The organism is Streptosporangium sp. NPDC048886, from assembly GCF_055586905.1.
Map to the genome: position 1 here is coordinate 112,163 of NZ_JBVJHH010000006.1, position 22,254 is coordinate 134,416.

19 protein-coding genes are annotated in these 22,254 nt (G+C 71.4%); 12 read left to right on the forward strand and 7 right to left on the reverse strand.

Annotated elements, in window-relative coordinates:
- Positions 1–198 precede the first annotated feature (198 nt).
- Positions 199–1,029, reverse strand: a complete 831-nt coding sequence (locus tag ACZ6R6_RS09190; protein WP_470091564.1) for a TetR/AcrR family transcriptional regulator — start codon at positions 1,027–1,029, stop codon at positions 199–201.
- A 66-nt stretch (positions 1,030–1,095) separates the two neighbouring features.
- Here ACZ6R6_RS09190 and ACZ6R6_RS09195 point away from each other — a divergent pair, with 66 nt between their 5' ends.
- The gene (locus ACZ6R6_RS09195) at positions 1,096–2,796 is read left to right on the forward strand and encodes a right-handed parallel beta-helix repeat-containing protein (RefSeq protein ID WP_470091566.1); all 1,701 of its coding nucleotides are present in this window, start codon (positions 1,096–1,098) and stop codon (positions 2,794–2,796) included.
- Positions 2,797–3,038: 242 nt separating this feature from the next.
- Positions 3,039–4,667, forward strand: coding sequence for a fatty acyl-CoA synthetase (locus tag ACZ6R6_RS09200; protein ID WP_470091568.1), 1,629 nt, complete (start codon positions 3,039–3,041; stop codon positions 4,665–4,667).
- Between the two features lie 171 nt (positions 4,668–4,838).
- Here the strand turns inward: ACZ6R6_RS09200 and ACZ6R6_RS09205 are convergent, their stop codons facing one another.
- Positions 4,839–6,263 carry a sensor histidine kinase gene (locus ACZ6R6_RS09205; protein WP_470091570.1) on the reverse strand — a complete coding sequence of 475 codons (1,425 nt, stop codon included), beginning with the start codon at positions 6,261–6,263 and terminating at the stop codon, positions 4,839–4,841.
- 248 nt (positions 6,264–6,511) lie between these two features.
- On the opposite strand from ACZ6R6_RS09205, the gene ACZ6R6_RS09210 reads away from it, so the two are divergent.
- Entirely contained in the window at positions 6,512–7,885 is a 1,374-nt protein-coding gene (locus ACZ6R6_RS09210; RefSeq protein WP_470091572.1) for an alpha/beta hydrolase family protein, read from the forward strand.
- Between the two features lie 43 nt (positions 7,886–7,928).
- On the opposite strand, the gene ACZ6R6_RS09215 is transcribed toward ACZ6R6_RS09210, so the two are convergent.
- A complete protein-coding gene (locus tag ACZ6R6_RS09215; protein WP_470091574.1) occupies positions 7,929–8,297 on the reverse strand; it encodes a nuclear transport factor 2 family protein in 369 nt (122 codons plus the stop codon).
- A gap of 390 nt (positions 8,298–8,687) precedes the next feature.
- Here ACZ6R6_RS09215 and ACZ6R6_RS09220 point away from each other — a divergent pair, with 390 nt between their 5' ends.
- Complete coding sequence (locus ACZ6R6_RS09220) at positions 8,688–9,599, forward strand: hypothetical protein (protein ID WP_470091576.1); 912 nt, start codon at positions 8,688–8,690, stop codon at positions 9,597–9,599.
- Between the two features lie 150 nt (positions 9,600–9,749).
- On the opposite strand, the gene ACZ6R6_RS09225 is transcribed toward ACZ6R6_RS09220, so the two are convergent.
- The gene (locus tag ACZ6R6_RS09225; protein WP_470091578.1) at positions 9,750–10,517 is read right to left on the reverse strand and encodes a hypothetical protein; all 768 of its coding nucleotides are present in this window, start codon (positions 10,515–10,517) and stop codon (positions 9,750–9,752) included.
- Between the two features lie 534 nt (positions 10,518–11,051).
- Here ACZ6R6_RS09225 and ACZ6R6_RS09230 point away from each other — a divergent pair.
- The 6 genes from ACZ6R6_RS09230 to ACZ6R6_RS09255 all read left to right on the forward strand — a co-directional run bounded on the left by ACZ6R6_RS09230 (position 11,052) and on the right by ACZ6R6_RS09255 (position 18,027).
- A complete protein-coding gene (locus tag ACZ6R6_RS09230) occupies positions 11,052–11,948 on the forward strand; it encodes a phytanoyl-CoA dioxygenase family protein (RefSeq protein WP_470091580.1) in 897 nt (298 codons plus the stop codon).
- A gap of 98 nt (positions 11,949–12,046) precedes the next feature.
- Positions 12,047–13,519 carry an FAD/NAD(P)-binding protein gene (locus tag ACZ6R6_RS09235; protein ID WP_470091582.1) on the forward strand — a complete coding sequence of 491 codons (1,473 nt, stop codon included), beginning with the start codon at positions 12,047–12,049 and terminating at the stop codon, positions 13,517–13,519.
- A gap of 47 nt (positions 13,520–13,566) precedes the next feature.
- Positions 13,567–14,919, forward strand: a complete 1,353-nt coding sequence (locus tag ACZ6R6_RS09240; protein ID WP_470091584.1) for a DUF6002 family protein — start codon at positions 13,567–13,569, stop codon at positions 14,917–14,919.
- Positions 14,920–14,948: 29 nt separating this feature from the next.
- A complete protein-coding gene (locus ACZ6R6_RS09245) occupies positions 14,949–15,614 on the forward strand; it encodes a pyridoxamine 5'-phosphate oxidase family protein (RefSeq protein WP_470091586.1) in 666 nt (221 codons plus the stop codon).
- 59 nt (positions 15,615–15,673) lie between these two features.
- Positions 15,674–16,939 carry an MFS transporter gene (locus tag ACZ6R6_RS09250; protein ID WP_470091588.1) on the forward strand — a complete coding sequence of 422 codons (1,266 nt, stop codon included), beginning with the start codon at positions 15,674–15,676 and terminating at the stop codon, positions 16,937–16,939.
- On the forward strand, positions 16,939–18,027 hold the full coding sequence (locus tag ACZ6R6_RS09255; RefSeq protein WP_470091590.1) for a hypothetical protein: 1,089 nt from the start codon (positions 16,939–16,941) through the stop codon (positions 18,025–18,027). Before ACZ6R6_RS09250 ends, ACZ6R6_RS09255 begins: the two co-directional genes overlap by 1 nt.
- Positions 18,028–18,138: 111 nt before the next feature.
- Here the strand turns inward: ACZ6R6_RS09255 and ACZ6R6_RS09260 are convergent, their stop codons facing one another.
- A complete protein-coding gene (locus tag ACZ6R6_RS09260; protein WP_470091592.1) occupies positions 18,139–19,008 on the reverse strand; it encodes a Cgl0159 family (beta/alpha)8-fold protein in 870 nt (289 codons plus the stop codon).
- A gap of 114 nt (positions 19,009–19,122) precedes the next feature.
- Here ACZ6R6_RS09260 and ACZ6R6_RS09265 point away from each other — a divergent pair, with 114 nt between their 5' ends.
- Positions 19,123–19,257 carry a helix-turn-helix domain-containing protein gene (locus tag ACZ6R6_RS09265; protein ID WP_470091594.1) on the forward strand — a complete coding sequence of 45 codons (135 nt, stop codon included), beginning with the start codon at positions 19,123–19,125 and terminating at the stop codon, positions 19,255–19,257.
- A 135-nt stretch (positions 19,258–19,392) separates the two neighbouring features.
- Here ACZ6R6_RS09265 and ACZ6R6_RS09270 read toward each other — a convergent pair whose 3' ends face one another.
- Together ACZ6R6_RS09270 and ACZ6R6_RS09275 are read right to left on the reverse strand one after the other, a co-directional pair.
- The gene (locus ACZ6R6_RS09270; protein ID WP_470091596.1) at positions 19,393–20,607 is read right to left on the reverse strand and encodes an MFS transporter; all 1,215 of its coding nucleotides are present in this window, start codon (positions 20,605–20,607) and stop codon (positions 19,393–19,395) included.
- 112 nt (positions 20,608–20,719) lie between these two features.
- The gene (locus ACZ6R6_RS09275; RefSeq protein ID WP_470091598.1) at positions 20,720–21,295 is read right to left on the reverse strand and encodes an ArsR/SmtB family transcription factor; all 576 of its coding nucleotides are present in this window, start codon (positions 21,293–21,295) and stop codon (positions 20,720–20,722) included.
- A gap of 256 nt (positions 21,296–21,551) precedes the next feature.
- On the opposite strand from ACZ6R6_RS09275, the gene ACZ6R6_RS09280 reads away from it, so the two are divergent.
- The gene (locus ACZ6R6_RS09280; protein ID WP_470091600.1) at positions 21,552–22,148 is read left to right on the forward strand and encodes a TIGR03086 family metal-binding protein; all 597 of its coding nucleotides are present in this window, start codon (positions 21,552–21,554) and stop codon (positions 22,146–22,148) included.
- Positions 22,149–22,254 lie beyond the last annotated feature (106 nt).

A 22,254-nucleotide genomic window follows, 5' to 3' on the forward strand; every position in this document is an offset into this window, starting at 1 on the left:
GTCGCGGCCGTCGGCTGGCGGATTTGAGACCTCACCACCGGGGCCGGGCGGCCCGGCCCACGCCTCCGTCGCCGTCTCGTTTCCGTCTTGTTTCCGGCTCCGGCTCCGGCTCGGACCGGCGCGGCTCCGGCGACGGTCACGGCCGTCATGGGCCGCAGACGCCCACCCCGCGGCGTGCCCGGCGCGTCGGCGGCACGCTCAGCCCTTGCGCATCCGGTAGGCGCGCTGCCGGCAGGCGCGGGAGCAGTAGTCCCGCGGCCGGCCGGTGGCCGCGGGGGCAACCGGCTTACCGCACACCGCACACCGTGTTTCGTCACGACTTTCGTCACTGGTTCCGTCATGGATGAGCGCCTCGATCCCGTCGAGCACCCGCTGCAGGCCGAACTCGAACGGGTCCAGCGGCGCGTCGTATCCCCCCTCCCGGTAGATGCGGCTCAGCGTCGGATACCGGTCCAGGTGCTGGAAGAGCGAGGCGCGGGCCCCCCACCACTCCTCCTCGCCGACACCGGTGCGCCGCTCGGTCCGCTCGGTCCGCACCACCTGCCGGGCGGCGCTCTCGACGAACCCGCCGACGAGGGTCACCACCGCCACCACCTGCGCTGGCGGCAGCCCGGCCCGCGACGCCGCCGCCAGCGCCCGCTCGAAGCCGGCCACGGCGTTGGGCCCGGGCACCTGCCGCGGCTCCGACGACTCGACCAGCCACGGATGCCGCAGGCAGCGCGCCAGCCCTTCCCTCGCCCACACCTCCAACTCCGCCCGCCAGCCTCCCGCGTGATCGGCACCGGAGTCCTCCGGCCCGCCCAGCACCTCGTCGCGCATGAGGGCGACCAGCTCCGACTTGCCCGGCACATGGCGGTAGAGCGACATGGTGGTGAAGCCGAGCCGCTCGGCGACCCGCCGCATGGAGACCGCGGCCAGGCCCTCCGCGTCGGCCAGCTCGATCGCGGCCCGCACGATCCGCTCCAGGCTGAGTCCGCGCCTGGAGCCCGTCCCCCACAGCAGTTCGGTGCTGCGCTCCGGATCCCCCATCTTGACTCCCCTCCCTGTATATGCTGTATACCAGATGTGTACGCCATACACATGAGAGGACACTCAATGTTCTTTGTTGACCCGTCGGGTGACGACTCCGGCCCGGGCACCCCGGAGCGGCCGTTCGCCACACTGGAGCGGGCCCGCGCGGCGGCGGTGCCGGGCACCGTGGTCACCCTCAGAGCCGGCACCTACCGCCTCACCGAGCCGTTCCGGCTGGCCGCCGCCGACTCCGGCGTCGTCTACCAGGCCCACGGCTACGGCACCGCCGCCCAGGAGGAGGTCGTGGTCAGTGGTGGCCGGAAGATCAGCGGCTGGCGCGAGGGCGCCGGCGGCGTCCGCCTGGCCGAGGTCCCCGGCCTGGCCACCCGCCAGCTCTACGTCTCCGGGCGCCGTGCCGTACGGGCCGCCGTCCCCCTGGAGCACGGCCTGACCAGGACCGAGACCGGTTACGTCACCGACGACCCCGCGCCCGGCTCCTGGCAGGGCGAGGTGGAGTTCGTCTACCGGGGCGCCTACCCCTGGTCCGAGGCCCGCTGCCAGGTGGCGCGGATCTCCGGGGACGGGCGCTCGACCACCGTCACCATGGCGCAGCCCGCCTTCGGCTGGGCCGCGCGGCTCTACCGGTCGGTCATCACCTGGGACGGCCCGGGCGCCGGGGAGTTCAACGGCGTCGACGCCCCGACCTTCGCCGAGAACAGCCCCGCGTTCCTGACCGAGGGCACCTTCGCACTGAGCGGCGGCGTCCTGCACTACCTGCCGCTCCCCGGCGAGGACCTCGACGACGTGGTGGCGCCGGTGCTGGAGACGCTGCTGCACGCCCGGGACGTGCACGATGTCGCCTTCCGCGGCATCACCTTCGCCGAGGCGACCTGGCTGCGGCCCAGCGCGCCGGAGGGATTCCTGCACTACCACGGCAACGGCTACCACGACGGCGGCCCGCTGCGGACGGTCACCTTCGCCGAGGGCCAGGGGCAGGTCACGATCCCCGGCGACAGTGTGGCCATGCCCGGCAACGTCATCTTCGAGAACGCCTCGCGGGTCACGCTGGAGGGATGCCGGTTCACCCGGCTGGGCGCGGTCGCGCTGGAGTTCCGCGGCGACGGCACGGGCAACGTGCTGCGCGACAGCGTGGTCGACGAGGTGTCCGGCGGAGGCGTGGTGATCGGCTCGGGGGCGCGCCGCCACCGGGTCGAGAACAACCACATCCACCACGTCGGCCGCGACTACCACGGCTCACCGGCCGTCCTGCTGAGCGGCACCCGCGACACCGTCGTGGCGCACAACCAGGTCAACGACGTGCCGCACGCCGGCATCGTGGTCTACGAGGGGCGCGGCGCCCAGGTGCTGAACAACCTGGTGCACGACACGATGCAGGTGCTGGCCGACGGCGGCGGCATCTACCTGTCCGGCAGCCAGGGCACCTCGCACGCCAGCGGCGCGCTGGTCCGCGGCAACGTCGTCCGCGACACGATCACCCCCTACAACTTCGGCCTCTACACCGACTACGGCGCCGCCTGGGTCACGGTCCAGGGCAACCTCGTCCACCGGGCCGACGCCCCGGTGGCGCTGAACGTCTCGCCGCCGCTGGAGCAGGTGGCGTTCCTCGGCAACTTCTGGGACGCCGATCCCGGTGATCCCCCCGCGGGCGTGACGCTGGCCGGCAACACGACGCTGCCGGACGGGGCGCTCGGCGACGATCCGGCGGTCGCCGACATCGTGGCCGGTGCGGGGCCGAGCGGGCCCCTCCGTTCCGTCATTCCGTAGCGGCCCGGTCGGCACGCGTCCGGGCCGCGGAAGCGGCGGGCGGTGACGGTCCGCGGAGGCGGCGGGCGTCCGGGACGCGGTGACGGCGGGCGGTGACGGCGGGCGGTGACGGCGGGCGGTGATGACGGGCGTCCGGGACGCGGAGGCGGCGGGCGGCGGCGGTCCGCGGAGCGCCGGCCAGGTCGGATCGCCACTGGACGCGACAAGGGTGGATATCGCTACTCTTACCAGAAGTTTTGTCTGTGGCGACCATTCTGGAGAAGCCCATGTCTCTTGCCGGAGCATCGGAACAGGCGGATGTCGCGCTTGCCCGTCGTCAATCGCTGGCCGACCTGCTCCGCCGGTCCGCCCGGCGCCACCCCGACCGGCTCGCCGTGTCGGACGGCGTGAGCAGCCGGACCTACGCCCAGCTCGACGAGGACGCCTGCCGGATCGCCAACGCGCTTGTCGAAAGGGGCGTGGGCGCCGGCGACCGGGTGGCGGTGCTGTCGCGCAACAGCGTCGAGTACGTCCAGACGATCTTCGCCGTCGCCCGGGCGGGGGCCGTGCTGGTGCCGATCAACTTCATGCTCCGGGGTGAGGAGGTCGGATACGTCGTCCGTCATTCCTCGGCTGTCGCCCTGCTCGTGCAGGAGTCGCTCCTGCCGGTCGCCGAAGCGGCGATCGAGGCGACGGAGGGCCCGCGGACCCGGATCGTGTACGGCGCGGCGGCGGAGGGGTGGGAGCCGTTCTCGGCGCTGCTGGAGCACGCCGACTCCCGTGAGCCCGCGGTGCCCATCGCGCCGGACGCGCCGGCCCAGATCCTCTACACCTCGGGCACCGAGTCACGCCCCAAGGGCGCGGTCCTGTCCCACGCCGCGTTGATCGCCCAGTACGGCAGCTGCATTATCGACGGCGGCATGGACCGCGATGACGTGGAGCTGCACTCGATGCCGCTGTTCCACTGCGCGCAGCAGCACTGCTTCCTGGTGCCCGACATACAGCTCGGAGCCTCCAGCGTCATCCTGCCCGGCCCCGACCCGGCCGCGGTGCTCGCCGCCATCGAAAGCCACCGGGTGACCAAGTTCTTCGCGCCGCCGACGGTGTGGATCGGCCTGCTGCGCCATCCGGACTTCGACAAGCGCGACCTCTCCTCCCTGCGCAAGGGCTACTACGGAGCGGCGATCATGCCCGTGGAGGTGCTCCGGGAGATCGGCGAGCGGCTGCCCGGCGTGCGCCTGTGGAACTTCTACGGCCAGACGGAGATGGCGCCCGTCGCCGTCATGCTCCAACCCGAGGACCAGATCCGCAAGGCCGGATCCGCCGGTCAGGCCGCCCTGAACGTGGAGACCCGCGTCGTGGACGCGGAGGGCCGGGACGTGCCCGCCGGTGAGATCGGGGAGATCGTCCATCGGAGCCCGCACGCCATCCTCGAATACCTCGACGACCCCGGCAAGACCGCCGAAGCGTTCCGCGGCGGCTGGTTCCACTCCGGCGACCTGGGGACGATGGACGAGGAGGGCTACCTCACGGTCGTCGACCGGATCAAAGACATGATCAAGACCGGCGGGGAGAACGTCGCCAGCCGCGAGGTCGAGGAGACGCTCTACCTGCACCCCGCCGTCGCCGAGGTGGCGGTCGTCGGAGTCAGCCATCCGAGCTGGATCGAGGCGGTCGTCGCGATCGTGGTGACCAGGGCCGGTGCGGCCCTCACCGAGGAGGAGCTGCGGGCGCACGCCCGTGAACGGCTGGCGCCGTTCAAGGTTCCCAAGGCGTTCGCGTTCGTCGACGCGCTCCCGAAGAACCCCAGCGGCAAGATCCTCAAGCGCGAGCTCCGGGAGCTGCACGGCGGGCTCGCGGACCGGATCGCCGGCGCGGGCGCCGGACGCTGAGCGGCCGTCGCTCGAGCCTCCGGAGCCTTCTCGGGGATCACGCCGCCGCGTGGGAGGAGACCGTGGCGGAGCGGGCGGATCGACGTCGGCCGGGTCGCGGCGGCCTGCCGCCGCGCCGGTCACGTGCTGACGCCCGCCCCTGTCCGACGGGCGGTCCGCCACGCGGCGGACTCACGCGGCTCTCCACGGGATGCGGGCCCTGAGCCGGTATCCGCCGCCCGTGCCGCGGGTGGCGTCCAGGGTTCCGCCGTAGAGGGCGAGCCGCTCGCGCAGTCCGATCAGCCCGCGGCCGTCGCCGCTCCGTGACCGGGCGGTCTGCGTGCCTCCGGTGTCGGTGACCTCGATCTCCAGGAAGTCGCCGTGGTGGCCGATCGCGACGGACGCCGCCGCGCCGGCGGCGTGCTTCATCGTGTTGGTCAGGGCCTCCTGCACGACGCGGTAGACCGCCAGGTCGACTCCGGGAGGAAGGGGGCCGCGCGGCGGCGAGACCTTGACGTCCACGGCCACCCCGGCGGCGCGGACCCGCTCGATGAGGCCGTCGAGCTGGTCGAGACCGGGCTGCGGTTCGAGTCCGTCACCCGAGCCGTCGGAGCGCCCGCTTTCCGGGCCGGCGAGCAGGCCCATGACGTTGCGCAGTTCGGCCATGGCCGCCCGGCCGCTGGCCTCGATCGCGATCAGGGCCTCCTTGGACTGCTCCGGCCGCATGTCCATCACCTTGCGCGCGGCACCGGCCTGGATCACCATCACGCTGACGTTGTGGGTCACCACGTCGTGGAGTTCGCCCGCGATCCGGGAACGCTCGGCCTGGACCGCCTTGCGCATGGCGTCCTCCTGGGCCTGCTGCAGTTCGGCGAGCCGGCTCCGGCTGCGCTGCCAGAACCGGACAAAGCTCGCTAAAGCCCCGGCGCTGAGCAGGATCACGTAGGGCCCCAGCCAGCTGGGGAGGCTGGGGACGATGTCCCGGTCCACCGCGCCGGCCAGTACGGCGGCGAGCAGGATGCCCGCCACCGCGAGCACCCGGTTGCGGCTGTGGGCGACGGCGCTGTAGGCGGCGATCGCACAGGTCAACACGGTGATCCACGTCTCGCCCCCGTTCGTGGCCAGCGTCGCGGACAGCACCACCCAGAAGGTGGTGAGGGGATACCGGCGCCGGACCGCCAGCGGCGACGCGGTGAGCACCACCAGGGGCAGAGGCGGGCCGTACCCGTCGAGACCGGCCTCCGCGGGCGGAACAAGCGGACCGGGCGGAGCGGGCGGAACGGGCTGAGTGGGCCGGACCGGCTCGGGCGGCCGCGTGCCGGTGCTCGCGCCCGGGGGCGGCAGGGCCGGCAAGGGTGGCGGCAGGGGAGGTGAGGGAGGTGAGGCCCGGAGATCGGACGGGAGCTGCAGCAGCTCGAACACCGGGTGCGGCCCCTCGCCGACGTGACGGTCAGGGCTCTGGAAGCCCGTCGCCGCGAAAACCGCGGCGACGGTCAGGACGGCCGCGAGCAGCGCGTCGGCGACGAGTGCTCCGCGAGACGGCCGGGCGGTCCGCGCCTCCGGTCGCAGCATGTCGAGCGTGTACCGCCGCCGGAGCCGTCGTTCATCTGCTGTCACCGGCGACATTGTCGCGTCCGCGTGATCAGCCGCGCATCGTCCCGAGTGACCAAGGCGGTGCCCGTCGGGAGTACATCCCAGGGATGACGTCGGGGCGGGTCGTTCCCGGGAAGTATCCGATGTCGGCGCGGCGGCCGATGCGCGTGAAGATCGGCTGCGCCTAGCTTCGTTCCCGCCACCAGGCCGCCGCGGGGCTTCCCCGTCGAGGCGGCCCTCCCGACCGGAAGAACGGATATCCCATGCGTCGTGTGACAGAGCCGGAAGGCGCGGCCAGGCGGTACGACGGAGGCGTGCCGACGCTCCCCGCCGGAGAAGGCGAGGCCGCCGCCGTGACGGGGCCCTCCGGCCGCGGAGAGCCGAGGTGGCGGAATCCGGTCCTGCGTGGCGGCGTGGTCGCCGTCGCCGGGCTGCTCGCCTTCGCGGGGTCGGCGTCCCTCGCGCCCGCGCCTGCCTCCTCGGCGTCCGGATCCGCCGCCGCGCCCGCCTCCGCCGCCTCCTCCGCGTCCGCGCCCGCGCCGGCCTCCGCCGCCTCCTCGGCCGCGCCGAGCCGCACGCCGTCCCTGCCCGAGCCGACCGGCTCCCATCCGGTCGGCACCACGTCCCTGTACCTGAAGGACACCTCCCGCCCCGATCCCTGGGTCCCCACCGTGAAGGCCCGGGAGCTCATGGTCTCCCTGTGGTACCCGGCGAAGTCACCGGGCCGCCGGCGGGCGCAGTACATGACGCCGAAGGAGTCGGAGCTCCTCCTCAAAGAGGGCAAGATAACCGGTGTGCCGCTCGATGTGCTCAGCAGGACGCGCACCAACGCCTTCACCGACGTGAAACCGGCGGGGCGCAGGCGCGGCCTGCCCCTCGTGGTGCTCTCCCCCGGTTTCACCAAGCCCCGCAGCACGCTGACCGCGCTCGCCGAGGATCTGGCGAGCAGGGGCTACGTGGTGGCCGGGATCGATCACACCTACGAGAACGTGGCCACGACCTTCCCCGACGGACGGGTCACCACCTGTGTCCCCTGCGAGGGCGACCACGACCAGTCGCTCTTCACGAAGCTGTCGAAGGGCCGGGCGGCCGACGTCTCCTTCGTGATCGATCAGCTGACCGGGCCGCGCCCCAGGTGGAAGGGCGCTTCACTGATCGACCCGTCCCGGATCGCGATGGCGGGCCACTCCGCGGGCGGCGCGAGCACCATCGCCGCGATGGTCAAGGACTCCCGGCTCCGCGCCGGGATCGACATCGACGGCACCACGCCCACCGGGATCCTCGACAGCGGGCTGTCGCGGCCGTTCATGTTCCTGGGCAAGCCCGCCACCTACACCCCGGGGGCCGGCGGCCCGGCCGACACCTGGGAGCGCGACTGGAAGCTCCTGACCGGATGGAAGCGCTGGCTTCTGCTGACCGGCGCGGCGCACGAGTCCTTCACCGACATCATGCCGCTGGCGGACCAATTCGGCATCGACGGCGGCGCCGAGCTGTCCGGGGCCCGCTCCTTGGAGATCACCCGCAGGTACGTCCGCGCCTTCTTCGACCTGCACCTGCTGAAGAAGGCGCAGCCCCTGCTGGACAGGCCGTCGGCACGCTACCCCGAGGTCAAGCTCTGCGCTCCGGAGACGAAGACCTGCGAGTAGGGCATCGCCCGGTGCGCCCCGTCCCCGCCTCCCCTGCCGCCCTTCAGCCGGCCGGAGAGGAGGGGTGTTCCATCCACCACTCGGTGAACTCGCGGCAGCGGCCCTCGGGGTCGAGGCGGATCACCCACAGGTTGCTGTAGGCGCGGTCCGGGTAGGCGGTGGTCCCCTGGATGATCGCCACCTCGTCGGTGACGGTCACCGGACGCCAGTCGAACGTGGTCTCGCCAGGCTCGTCCCTGGCCTCCAGCCAGCGCTCGACGATCTGCCCGCGACCGCGCCAGGGCGGCTGGAAGGGTGCGGTGTAGTACGTGGCGTCCTCGGTGAACAGGGCGCCGATGTGAGCCGGATCGTTGGAGTTCCATGCCTGGACGTAGCCGTCGATCCACGTGGTGACACGGCTGAGATCTGTCATGGAGCCGTTCTACTTCACCGGCCGGCGGGCCGGGGCCCGCGACCCGTCCGGTGGGAGGTGTTTGGGAACTCCTGGTCAACGGACTGCCCTCCGCCCACGCGGCGGCGCCTCAGCCGTTCCGCGGCGTCCTCGTGGCACCGCCCAGGCGATGACCTGGCCAGGCACGGCGGTGAGCCGGTCCGCCGGGTGGGCGTCGGTCTCCCACCCGGCGGCTCCGGGCCAGGCGTGTCCGGAATCTGCAAGACGCCCCGCCGGCGCCGTCGGGAGGATGGTGACAGACGGGCGGGGATCGGATCACCACCGGCGGCGACCGTCCATGACGCCCGCCGGCGTCCGGCGACGGCCGGGGCCCGCGGACCCGCACCTCCACGACTGGGACAGGATGGACGCATGAACGGGCCAGGACACGAACGCACGGACATCGACCTCTCGGCGGCCGCCTCATTCATGGCCGGCCACGCGCGCGTCCTGGACCGCCGCCGCTTCCAGCTGCTGACGGGCGGCGGGGACCCCGCACCGGCGCTGACCGCGCTGGACGGCTACCGCAACCCCGACGGCGGCTACGGCTGGGGGCTGGAGCCCGACCTGCGCTCCCCCGAGAGCCAGCCGGGGGCCGCGCTGCACGCCTTCGAGGTGTTCGAGGACATCGCCCCGGCCACCGCCCCGCAGGCCACCGCCCTGTGCGACTGGCTGGAATCGGTCTCCCTGCCCGACGGCGGCCTGCCGTTCGCGCTGCCCCTCACCACCGGCGCCGGCACCGCCCCCTGGTGGAGCAGCGCCGACCCCACGGTCTCCTCGTTGCAGATCAGCGCCGTGACCGCGGCCGCCGCCCGCCGCGTCGCCGCCCACGATCCGGCCGTCGCCGCCCATCCCTGGCTCGACTGGGTCACCCGCTACTGCCTGGCCGCCATCGAGGCGATCGACCGGACGCCCCACGCGTACGTGCTGGCCTTCGCGGTGCGCTTCCTCGACAGCGTGCACGACGTCCACCCCGAGGCGGCCGGCCTGCTGAGCCGTCTCGGCGGGCACATCCCCGCCGACGGGCGGCTGCACGTCGAGGGCGGCACCGAGGAGGAGACGCTGCACCCGCTCGACTTCGCGCCGTTCCCCGGCCGCCCGGCGCGGGCGCTGTTCGCCCCGGAGGTGATCTCCGCCGACCTGGACCGCCTGGCGGCCCTGCAACAGGACGACGGCGGATGGACGGTCGACTACGCCGAGATCTCACCGGGCGGCGCCCTCGACTGGCGCGGCCACGTCACCGTGCGCGCCATCGACATCCTGCGCCGCAACGCCAGAGGCTGACGGCCGCCGATACGGCCTCCCATCGTGCAACGCGTGACCGGCATGTCGATCGGCGCCGCTCAGGGGGATCCCGGCGACCGCCGGCCCGTGGCGACGTCACCGTGCGGCCTTCGAGAAGGCTGAGTGCGGAGATCAGCGGTGGGCGGTGGCTCAGTATCTGTGGCCGGGCCAGTGCGGGTCCTCCCAGCGGGCGGGGCCGGTGAGGCCGAGCAGCCGTATCCGGTGGAGCAGTTCCGCGGGGGCGTTCTGAGTGTGGAGCCGGGCAGGAGCATGACGGATCAGCCAGGCCGTCAACTCGGTACGCGTCTCTTCCTGGTCCCCCCAGTTCCGGGCCTCCCAAGGGAGTTGATCTCCCAGCAGGTCGTACTCCCAGTGCGCCGCCGCTGCGACCAGATGCCGGTCAGCCACGGTGTGCGGCTGCGCTTCCCAGGCGTGCAGCCATGGGCTGAGCGTGGCGGAGGCTTCGGCACACAGGGCGAGGACCTCGTGCGCGGGCACGGCGGGATCCGGGTCGGTGAGAGTGTGGGCCCACCAGGCGTGCAGGAACTCCCGTACCGCCGCGGCCTGCTCGGCAGGCCACTGCTGCCAGTGACCGCGAGCGAGTGAATGTCCGACCTCATCCATGCCGAAGAGAGGCTCGACGAGGCCGTGGACGAGGGCCCTGGAGAACTGAGGCAGGATGCGGCGCAGCACGGATGCATGGTCATCCCAGTCGACGGCCTCCCAGGTGCGACGCAGCAGGTCGGGGTCCAACTCCACATCCGGCACCTTCAGCTGCGCGAGCTCTTCCGCGCTGCCCCAGTGGCACTCGCAGTTGCGCTCGTCGGGACGGGCGGTCATGCCGTGGAAGGTGACGGCCACGCGGTTCAGCGCGGCGTCGAGACGGATTCGTGTGGGCGTCTGGTCGAAGCTCATCATGGGCGTTCGCCTTCATGGACTCCGGGGGCTCGTGCCAGCCGAAGATCGCTACTTTACCGGACCCGTGGGTGCGCATGAAGGTGTCCGGTCCTGAACCTCCGTGGCGAGCCGTGCTCCCCCCGGTGGGCACCCTTGCCACCGCGCAACTCAACGCCCGCGCCCACCCTGGGTCTGGGGGCGACCACCGCCACAGCCCCGAACCCTACGCCGCAAGTTCGTCTACCTGCTATGAGGAACGCAGCACAACGAGGGCCACGACCACGCGAAAACTGCTGCCGCGTCCGCCTGACCCTCTCCTGACCTGCGACGGGATACCCCAGCGCTAATGGCCGTTCCGCTATTTCGCAACCCCGGGTCCGGCTCCGCCCATCGCCCGCCGAGAACCTTCCTCAGACCGGCCGCGCCCCGCGGCAAAGATTGATCGGAACGCTGGACAACAGCCGATGCGGACAATAGCTTGTCCATATGTAAGGACATATCGCACAAGGATGTGCGTACACCCCGGGTCCGTGTCTCTGGTCGAGGAGAACGTACATGCTGGTCGATGAGGTCCGTCGCATTACCCCCAAGGTCCTGACGGAAGAGCAGCGGGAGTGCTACTTCAGCAACGGCTATCTGCTCCTGGAGGAGGTGATCTCCAGCGAATGGCTCACCCGCCTCCGGGCGGCGACCGACGAGATGGTCGAGCACAGCCGGACGATCGACCGCTCCGACGCGGTGTTCGACATCGAGCCGGGGCACTCTGCCGAAACCCCCCGGCTACGGCGCGTGACCAGCCCGGTCGACCAGCACCCGGATTACTGGCGCTTCGCGCGGGACTCGGTGCTCGCCGACATCGCGGCCGACCTGGTGGGCCCGGACGTGAAATTCCATCATTCCAAGCTGAATTTCAAGTGGGCCCGGGGCGGCGCCGAGGTGAAGTGGCACCAGGATGTGCAGTTCTGGCCGCACACCAACTACAGTTCGCTGACCTTCGGCACCTATTTGTACGACTGTTCCCCGGACCAGGCGCCGCTCGGCGTGATTCCGGGCAGCCATGAAGGCGAACTCTACGACCTCTACGGCTCCGACGGCGTCTGGACGGGGGCGCTGAACGATTCCGACGCCGCCGCGCTGCCCGCCGACCGCGCGGTCTATCTCCCGGGGCGGGCCGGATCGGTGACCATTCACAACTGCCGGACCCTGCACTGCTCGGCCAAGAACGAGTCGGACCTCGGCCGGCCGCTGTTGCTCAACGTGTACAGCGCGGCCAATTCCATGCCCTATACCGCGAATCCGCTGCCCAGCAGCCATGCGGGTGAGATCGTACGCGGTGAGCCGGCCCGGTGGGCGGTGCACGACCCTCGCCCTTGTCTCCTGCCGCCGGACTGGTCCGGCGGTGATTACACCAGCCTGTTCGTGACCCAGCAGCGGGAGACCACGCGGCGCTAGAGGCGCGGCGTATCTCGCAGGAAACGGGAGCCGCGCTGCCGCTCAGTGCTGCCCGGAATTCCGCCGTTGGCCGTACCTCCGCGCACGAAGAGGACGACATGAAGCTGGGAATCATCGGGGGCGGCGGTGCGGCCGTCGCATTGCTGGCCGCACTCACCCGCGACCGCCTGCCGGACCTCGACATCACGGTTTTCGAGCCGGCGAAGAACGTCGGGCCCGGCCGGGCCTATCTCCCTGACTCCGACATCGCGCTGTTGAACGTCTCGGCCGAGCGCATGTCCGTACTGCCGGACGCACCCGGGCACTTCCTGGAATGGGTCAAGGAACGGGGCGGCCTGAACGGACGCCCTGTCTCCCCGGCGGCGTTTCTTCCCCGTCGGCTGTTCGGCGAGTATCTCGCCGACGTGGCGGCCGAGATCACCGATCGGCTGGCCGGACGCGGGAAAAGCGTGCGCACGGTGGGATCGCCGGTGATACGGCTGCGTCAGGGGCCGGTCGGCTTTCACGCGCTCACCGAGGACGGGCGGCGTTTCGACGGCCTGGACCGCGTCGTGCTGTGCGTGGGCACCGGAGGGCCGGTCGATGTGTACCGGCTGGCCCGGGCGCCGGGATATATCAACGACTCCTATCCGCTGAGCGCACAATTGGCCGCCATACAGCATGAAGCCCATGTCCTGGTGCTGGGAACGGGTCTGACCGCCGTCGACACCGTGCTGTTCCTGCTGGAGAACGGCCATCGGGGCGGCATCACCATGGCGTCGAGGAACGGGCTGCTGCCGACCGTGCGCACCAGCGCCCCCACGCCTGAATTGCGGCACCTCTCCCATGCCGCCGTTCGCGCCGCCCTGGCGGTCGACCCGGTCATGACCGGGGAACGGCTGCTGGCGCTGCTCGACCGCGAATTGCAGGGGGCGGGGACGGGCCTGAACCGCGCGTGCGCCGAGACCGTACCGGGCGAGCCAGTCGCCCGCCGGCTGCGCCGCCAGCTCCAGCAGGCCCGCGACGGCGGCGCACTCTGGCAGCCCGTCATCATCGAGGCGATGCACGAGTCGGTCGAGCTCATCTGGCACGCCATGCCCGACGCTGAACGGCGCCGGTTTCTCACTCGCTGGCATCGGAAATTCGTCAGCCTGCTGAGCCCGATGCCTCAGCAGACGGCCGTCCGGCTGCAGACGGCCGCCGACGCGGGACAACTGCGGGTCGTGCGCGGTGTCCGCGGGATAAGGCCCGGCGAATTCCCGCTTCCCGCCTTTCTCGCCTCGACCGGTGCGGGCGACATCGCGGCCGACATCGTGGTCAACACGACGCGCCCGGCCGCCGCGGCCATTCCTGAAGCGGCGGTTCCGCTGGTCGAGAGCCTGGTGAAAGCCGGCGTGGCGCGGCGGCATCCCCTGGGAGGCGTGGACGTGGCCCGGTACACCAACAGGGTCCTGGCAGCGGACGGGAGCGAGAACCGGGACCTGTTCGCTCTGGGGCATCTGACAGCAGGCACCCATTACTACACCAGTTCGATGCTCATCATCGGACGGCAGGCCCGCATCGTCGCCGACCAGCTCCTGCGCCACTACTAGATCCGCCCCCACCCGCACGCCTTCCCTTGAGCGAAAGGTGCCATTCCATGAGCCTTGGCGCGCGCAATTTCGCGGCCAAAATCAAGACCACCGACTCCGAGAGCGTCATCACCCGCTATTACAACGGCGTGCGGGAGGCCTCCCGGCGCTGCGCACCGGCCCGGTCCACCGGCTTCGCCCCGGAATTCTCCTACCCAGTGCTGACCGACGCGTGGGAGGAGTATTTCGCCGTCGCCGGCGCCTCGCTGAGTCCGCTGGGCAGTTACGCCGGCCGGAATCTGGTCCTGCTGGACCTGATGAAGAATCCGGGAACCCGTACGACCAAGACCACGGCGTCCCTTCTGATGGTGGCCCGGGCGGTGCAGCACATCGATCGGACCGGCGAATCGGTCCTCCTGTTCACCCCGTCCTCGGGAAACAAGGCCGTCGCCCTGCGCGACGCCGTGGCCCGTGCTCTGGAGTTGAAGCTGGCCACCCCCGACGAACTGCGCATCGTCACGCTGACGCCGGCGGCCACGCTGTACAAGTTCCGGCGCAACGTCCTGACCGAGTCCGACGAACTGCGGGCCCGCAATCCGATCCTCGTCTACTCCGGGCCCGAGGCCGGCGCCGTCAAGACCATCGGCCGGACGTTCGCCGAAGCTGCGGCCGGGATGGATGAAAGGGTCTGGTACTCCCTCGACATCGCCAACTACAAGGTGGCCGACGCCTGCCGCGCCTTTTACGAGCACGAATTCGGCGACGACCGGCCCGGCCACCGGCTCCTGCACGCGCACGCCGTCTCCAGCGCGTACGGCCTGCTCGGCTATCAGCACGGCATCGACACCATGGCCGCGCTGGGCATCACGCACCCGCAGCCGGGATTCCTCCTGGTCCAGCATCTGGCGACCAGTGACATGGTCCGCCACTACCTGACCGAGACGAAAGACCACGACCCGCAGCCGAACTGGAAGCGCCGCGACGCCGACGAGGTGTACGAGCAGCAAGACTCCCCGCACTTCCCCCAGGTGACGTGGGATCCGCGGGAGAATCTCGAGCCCACCTTCTACACCTGCAATCCGCCCACCGCGCCGGAGATGACCGCGCTGATCGCCGAGCACGGAGGATCGGCCGTCGTGGTGTCGCTGCTGGAGTGCGTTCAGCGCTACGGCACCGTACGACACCACTTCCAAGCCAGCGACCGGCCGTTGCCCGCCGATCCCCGCCACCTGGCCGAATGGTCGCTGGTCATGGGGCTCACCGGCGTGCTCAACAGCCTGGACCGGGGCCTGGTCTGCGGCTTCGACGGCGTGGTGCTGCACGGCTCCGGCATGTACGTCGCCGAACCGGACCAGATGCCGGAACGGTCTCAGGTCATCGAGGTCCGCTCGGCCGAAGACGTCGCCAAGGCCGTGCTGTAAACGCGCGGCGGAACAGAAAGAAGGCCGACATGAGCAGTACCGGGCATGGCCCCCTGTCACCCACGGCACGCAGCACCGTACGCCGCTACCACGAGCGCGCCGCGACCGGCCGTCAGGCTCTGTACGAGGTGCTGGACGCCGGGCTCGTCTGCCACCTGGGCTTCGTCGCGGACGGCGGACCTGTCGTGCTGCCCAGCGTGTACGGCCGCGAGGGCGACACGCTGTACCTGCACGCATCGGCCGGCGCCCGCAGCGCGCGCGTCCTCGCCGCCGGAGCGCCGATATGCGTGACGGTGACCCATCTCGATGCCATCGTCTACGCGCGCTCGGTCTACCACAACTCGGTGAACTACCGCTCGGCCATCGTCCACGGAACCGGCCGGCTCCTGCGCGAGGAGGAGGAGAAGCGGCACGGCATGTGGGTCGTGGCCGAGCATCTCGCGCCGAGCGCGTGGGACTACGGGCACGGACCGGACCGCAAGGTGCTGGCCCGGGTCGCCGTCATGACCCTGGACCTGACCGAGGCGTCGGTGAAGATCCGCGACGCGCCACCCAATGATCACGGCGACCAGGTCGACCTGGACAAGTGGGCCGGTCTGCTGCCGGTACGCACGTCCTTCGGCGTCCCCCAGCCTGAGGCGCGGGTGCCCGACGGGCTGCCGGTGCCGGAGCACATCCGCTCCCGCCGGATGTGACGGAGCGTGCCCGCCCCCGGCCGTCTCAGCAGCGTTCCAGAAAGCGCAGGTGAGTGACCATGTCGTTCCCCGAAACACCACCGGCCGTGGCCGGGGCCGGGTGTCCGTCGGCGCCCGCGCACGCGCCTGCCGGCGGCGCGCGAGACTCGCGCCGCGCGTGGCTGGCGGCGGCGGGCGCGACGCTCGCCGCATCCGTGGTCTACGGGCTGGCGTACAGCTACGGGCAGTTCTTCGGGCCCATGGCCCAGGCCTTTGGTGCCGGTGACGGCGCGGCATCCGTGGTCTTCTCGATCACGACCTTGCTGGGATTCGGCCTGAGCGCCGTCACCGGCCCTGTCGCGGACCGCGCCGGGCCCCGCGTGATGCTGCTCGTCGGCGCCGTCTGCCTGGGGCTCGGCCTCCACCTCACCGCGATCTCGGACGCGCTGTGGCAGGCTTACCTGGCCTACGGGCTCGGTATTGGGCTGGGAGTCGGGTGCGTGTACGTCCCGGTGGTCACCGCCACCGGCCGCTGGTTCGACCGCTACCGAGCGGTCGCCACCGGCAGCGTGGTCACCGGCGTGGGGATCGGCACGGTCGTCAGCTCGCCGCTGTCGGCCTGGATGGTGAGCCATTTCGGCTGGCGGCACGCCTACGAGTACTACGCCGTCGGGGGAGCCGCTCTGCTGCTGCTGGCCGCCGCCCTCGTCGGCCGGCCGCCACAGGCGCCGGACTTCCCCATTGCCGCGCAACGGCCGCCGGCCCGTGGATTCCGCACCCTCTACGCGGCGTCGCTGCTGGTCTGCATGGCCAACTACGTTCCGTTCGCGCACCTCGTTCCCTCGGCGCAGCGCCTGGGCATCGGCGCCCTGGCCGCCGCGGCCCTGATCTCCGCCATCGGCATCAGCAGCATCGCGGGCCGCCTGGTGATCAGCGCCCTCGCCGACCGGTTCGGGTCACTCGCCCTCTTCAAGGCCTGTCATGCGGGGGTCGGCCTGGGCCTGGTGGTGTGGACGACCGCACGGGGTTACGGGGGGTTGCTGACGTTCGCGATCATCCACGGCGCCATGTACGGCGGCTACAGCGCCCTCCTCCCCGTCGTGCTGGCCGACCAGTTCGGCCTGGCACGCCTCGGAAGGCTGCTCGGCCTGCTGTTCACCGCGCTCGGCGCGGGCTCCGCCCTCGGCCCCGCGCTGGTCGGCTACCTCGTCCAGAGCACCGGCGGGTACGGGACGGCCTTGACGGCTCTGACCGTACTCGGGCTCCTGGGCGCCGGCATCGTCATGAGCTACCGGGAGCGGAGCACCCCGTGGTCTCCGCCGCGACACAGTCGGAAGGTGATGTGATGACCGAGTGCGGCATCGTGATTCTGGGCAGCGGCTCGCTGGCCCGATCGATCTGTTACTCCCTGGCGGCCGTCTGCGCCGAGGAATGCGTCGTGACCGTCGTGTCGACGACGCCGTCGAGTTCAGCGGAAGTGTGTTACGTCGCGGATGTCCGGGCGGCGTTGAGCGGCACCCCGGTGCGGTTCCGTGCCCTGTCGGTGGACCGGTACGCGGCCGAGTCCATCTCCTCGATCCTGCGGCAGGTCCGTCCGCGGATCGTCCTGAACTGTGCCTCTTACCAGTCTCCCTGGGAGAAGACCCGCGCGCCTTCGGCGTGGACCGCGCTGATGAACAGATCCGGTTTCGGGCTCACCCTCCCCCTCCAGGCGGCCGTCGCCATCGAAGCGGCCTCGGCGATCGCCGCCCTGGACCTACCTGCCCTCTTCCTCAACGCCTGCTTTCCCGACGCGGTGAATCCGCTGCTCAAAACGCTCGAACTGCCGATCTTCTGCGGCGTGGGGAACGTGGCGCTGCTCGCCGCCTCGCTGCGAGAATCACTCCGCCCGGCCCGCGGGGGACGCCTTCAGGTCCTGGGGCATCACTGGCACCTGCACACCCCCGACGCCGCCGGTGAGGCGCTGGCCTGGCTGGATGGGACGCCGGTCCGCGAGGTCGGCCCGCTGCTCCGGCGTCAGCGCGCCGCGGCCCGATCCGAGTTGAACGCCGTGACCGGCCACGTCACCGCGCTGCTGCTGGCGGACCTCGTCACCGGGCGCGAAGTGCGGACCAGCCTGCCGGGCCCGCTCGGGCTGCCCGGTGGGTATCCCGTCCGCATCTACGGGCGGAGCCTCGCATTGGATCTGCCCGCGAGCATGCCGCCGGCGCAGGCCGTCGCCTTGAACAGCGCGTGGGCGGAGCGGGACGGGGTCAGCGTCGAGGAGAACGGGGAGATCAGGTTCTCCGCGTGGGCCTCGCTCGCGATCAGGTCCGAGCTTCCAGATTTCCCGAGCACGGTGCACGCGAGGGACATCCCGGAGCTCTGCTCACGCCTGCTGGATCTGAGAGGCCGCCTGCGGCGGATCCAAGCCGCCTCAGCCGACCACCATTGAATGATCCGCCCTGCCGCCGCCCCGCCCGAGGGGGCCTTCCCCGGACGGTCCGCCTTGAACGGTCCGCCACCCCGTCCAAGGCGACCTTCATGCGCCGGGCGCAGAGCTGGATCACAGCAGGCTGACGGCCCTGTCCACGGCACCGGCCACGTCTCCATCGGCCGGATACAGCAGCGTCCGGCCAGGCACCAGTCCCAGCGCGGTGGGCATCTTCAGCGCGCGTTCCCACCTGGCGAACACCTGCTCCGGGTCGGTGCCGTCGCCCCCGAGCAGCAACACGGGCAAGGTCGATGCCGCCAGAACCTCGGTCATGTCCTCGATCACGGGGAGCTTCAGCCAGGTGTAGGCGGTGTGCCGCCCCAGCGCACAGGCGATCGTGATCGACCGGATCACGGCCTCCGGCGACAGGTCATTGTAGATCTTGCCGTTGTCCCATCGGGAAATGAACGGTTCGACCATCGCGATCAGCTTGCGGTCGTTGAGTTCGTTCACGGCCCGGGCCGTGTTCTCCAGCACAGAAGGCGTCGCCGCGTCCTCCAACGCGATCCGGGTCAGCGTCTTGCCCCCGTCGAAGCCCATGGCGGCGATGGTCTCCGCGTCGTAGCCGGTGAAGCGGTCGTCGATCTCGAACGTCGAGCCGGCCAGGCCGGTCCGGTTCATCGAACCGAACACCGATTTGCCATCCAGCACCTCGAGCAGCAGCAGGTCTTCCAGGATGTCGGCGGTGCCCATCACCCCGGTCACCCCAGGGCGTTCGAGCGCCCTGCAGAGCCGGTCCAGAAGCTCACCCCGATCGGCCATGGCCATCGGATCACCGCCGGCGCCGAGCGCGCCGCGCGCCGGATGGTCCGCAGCGATGATCATCGCCCGGCCATGCTCCCCCACCACGGAAGACGCCGGCACACGTCGCTTCGCCGCCTCGGCAATCGCCTCGGGGTTGTGCACCCGCGTGCGCACGATCTTACCCACCGTGGCAGCCATGACAGTCCTCCGCAGGTAGAGTTTGTAAAGACATATTATTTGTCCTGACAAAATTACCAACCAGGGATGTAGGAGTCAACGACCACCCTGGGGATCGCAGCGGAACGGCTGTGGGTGCCGCAGATCGCCCGCGAGCTCGGTTGTGCGGACAAGACGGTGCGCTACCGGCTGGCACGCTTCAACGCCGAAGGTCTGGACGGGCTGGGAGATCGGCCCGGCGCCGGCCGTGAACGGCGGATCCGCGGATGACGGGCCGGCCACTGGCGAACTCGCCAGCTGAAATGGCTGGACAGATTGTCGGTGATGACGACGATCAGGCCGCGCCGGTTGGCGGTGGCGAGGAGCACCGCCCTTACCATGCGGTGGCCCCCGCCGGCGAACGGCTCACGCGTGCTCGACGGCCCGTTCGTCGGCGACGGAGGGGACTACCTCGGGGACGGGAGCCGGGCGGAGCAGGATGAGCGCCGCACAGACCAGAGCCGTCAGGGCGATCAGGGCGTACATGATGCGGTAGTCGACGATTCCGGCCAGCGCCGCTCCGGCGGCGATGGAGACCGACTGGGCCACGGTGGAGAGCATGCCGATGGCCGCGCCCACGCGGCCCTGGAGCCGGGCGGGGACGTACAGGTGCTGCGCGGTGCCGAGGGCGATGTCGAACAGGGGGATGGCCAGGCCGTAGATCGCCGCTCCGGTGAGGAAGAGCACGGGCGAGGGCACCAGGAAGGTCCCGGCGCCCAGGGCGAAGACCGCGTAGCCGACGCTCGACCCGCGCGCCTCGCCGAGGCGCCGGACCAGCGTCCCGGCCAGCAGACCGCCGGCGACGGAGCCCGCGCCCTGGACCGTGGTGAGGACGCCGAAGAAGGCGGCGGGCTGCCCCAGGCCACGCTCGATGGCGATGAACACGGCCGTGTCCATCAGGCCCACGGTCGCCATGAAGATCGTCGAGGCGAGGGCCAGCCGGACCAGGAGCGGCACGCGCCACAGGTAGCGGAATCCGGCGGTGACGGCCGGGAGGAAGAGCTGGCCGACAGGTTCCGGCTCGGATTCGACGATCTTGAGCGAGGCCAGGACGAGGATCGCGACCACGAACGTCACGGCGTCGACGACCGCGAGCGTCCCGCCGCCGAAGGCCAGGTAGATGCCGGCTCCGGCGACGGGCGAGGCGATCCGCACCCCCTGCCGTACCGTGATCAGGGCCGCACGGGCGCTCACCGCCGCCGCGGAGGGCAGGATGTCCTTCAGCAGCGCGCCGTGCGCGGGGACGGAGAAGGTGACCCCGTAGGCGAGGGCGACGGCGTAGAGGATCCAGATCTGGTCGGCGGAGCGGACCAGGGTCAGGGCCAGGACGACGAGCGCCATCGTGCCGTACATCGCGACGAGCAGCGGCCTGCGGCGGACGCGGTCCACGACGTGGCCGTAGAGCGGGGAGATCAGCCCGGGCAGGGCGAGGAAGAGGAAGACCAGTCCGGCGGCGGCGTCGGAGCCGGTGAGGTCCTTGGCCCAGATGCCCAGGGAGAGGTACAGCGCGCTGTCTCCGAAACTGGAGACGGCCTCGCCGACCAGGAGCCGGCGGAAGAGGGGGTTGCGCAGGGCGGTCACTGTCGACCTTTCGCGGGCGGGGGGAAGGGGAAGGCGGCGGAGTGGGCCCGGGGCCGGTCACCCCGGGACGGCGGAGTGCCAGGGGGCGGTCCGGGGTGGCGCTCCGGAGCGGTCAGTCCGGGACGGGCGGGGAGGCGGGGCCGGGCGGGGAGTCCGGGAGCGGTGTCCCGGAGAGCAGGATCCGGACGTATCTGGCGTCCTGCGGGACGGCGGCGCGGCCGGTCGCCCGCTCGATGTAGGGGGCCAGCACCGCGGCGAGCTGCTCGCCCAGTCCGTCGAGCTCCTGCGCGGTCATCGGCGCGGTGACACCGTTGAGGAAGGCGGCCGTGCGCCACTCCTCAGGAGTGTGCGGGCGGGCCTGGGTCCAGTCGAGGAGCCGCGTGGCCTCGCGCTCGACGAAGACCCGCTCCAGCTCGGCGGCCGCGACGCCGCCCGCGCTCGACGACCAGCTCTGTTCCATGTCGGCGACCCGCCAGGGCCGCTCCCGCTGGTCCTCGCTCTCGGCCTCGACGACGTAGCCGTACTTGGCGAGCTGGCGCAGGTGGAAGGAGCAGGATGCCTGGGTCGTGCCCAGGTGCCGGGCGCAGACCGCCGCTGTGGCGGGGCCGATCCGGCCCAGCAGGTCTATCAGCTCCAGCCGGAGGGGGTGGGCCAGCGCACGCATGGCGCGCGGATCGGTGATCTTCATATGCCAAAGATATCTTTGGCATATGCCAAGTGTCAAACAACTCTTTGGCTTTTGGCGCGACCGAAGCCGGCCGTCCCGGGAAGCCGGCGGCGCGGGGCCGCCGGGACGAGCTCCAGCGACCCGGGAGGCGGCCGGTCCGACCCGGGAAGGCCTGGCCGAGAATTATGGAATAGATGATTCCGTTCTGCTATGATGAAGACATGACGGACCGCCCCGGAGGGCGGCGGTTCCGACCGGATCGAGAGACGGGGAAGCGATGAGCGACAACACCGTGACCGGGTGGACCGTGCTGAACGACGCGCATGAGGCGCTGCGCACGGCCGTCCGCGGCGTGGCCGCCGAAGACTGGGACCGCCCCACCCCCTGCGCGGGGTGGACCGTGACCCAGGTGCTCCAGCACGCCGCGGGCGACCAGATCGGCTTCGCCTCCTTCATCACGGGAGGCCCGGGGCCGTCCGAGAACCCGTTCGCGCCCTCCGGCAAGCTGGACGGCTCCCCCCTGGACACGGCGGAGGAGGCGATGAAGGCCGCCGCCGACGCCTGGGCGACCGTCGGCGAGGACGTCCAGGAGGTCTCGGTCCCGGTGCCGCCCGGCAAGATGCCCGCCCCGCTCGGGGCCGGCGCCTGCGCCCTCGACGCCGCGGTCCACGCCTGGGACATCGCCGTCGCCACCGGCCGGCCCTCACCGCTCACCCCGGAGCTCGCCCGGGAGCTGATGCCCGTCGCCACCGCCATCGTCGAGCCGCTCAGGGCGTTCGGCGCCTACGCGCCGGCGCTCGGAGCCGAGGACGGGGACGACGAGGTCGCCGCACTGCTGCGCTACCTCGGCCGCCGTCCCGACTGGACCGCCTGACCGGCGATCCGCCTCACCCTCGGCGGTCGTCCGGAGGGGACCGCGGGTCCGGCCGGAGCCGGACCCGCCCCACCTCCAGGCGAGGGGCACTCACCCGGCCGGCGCA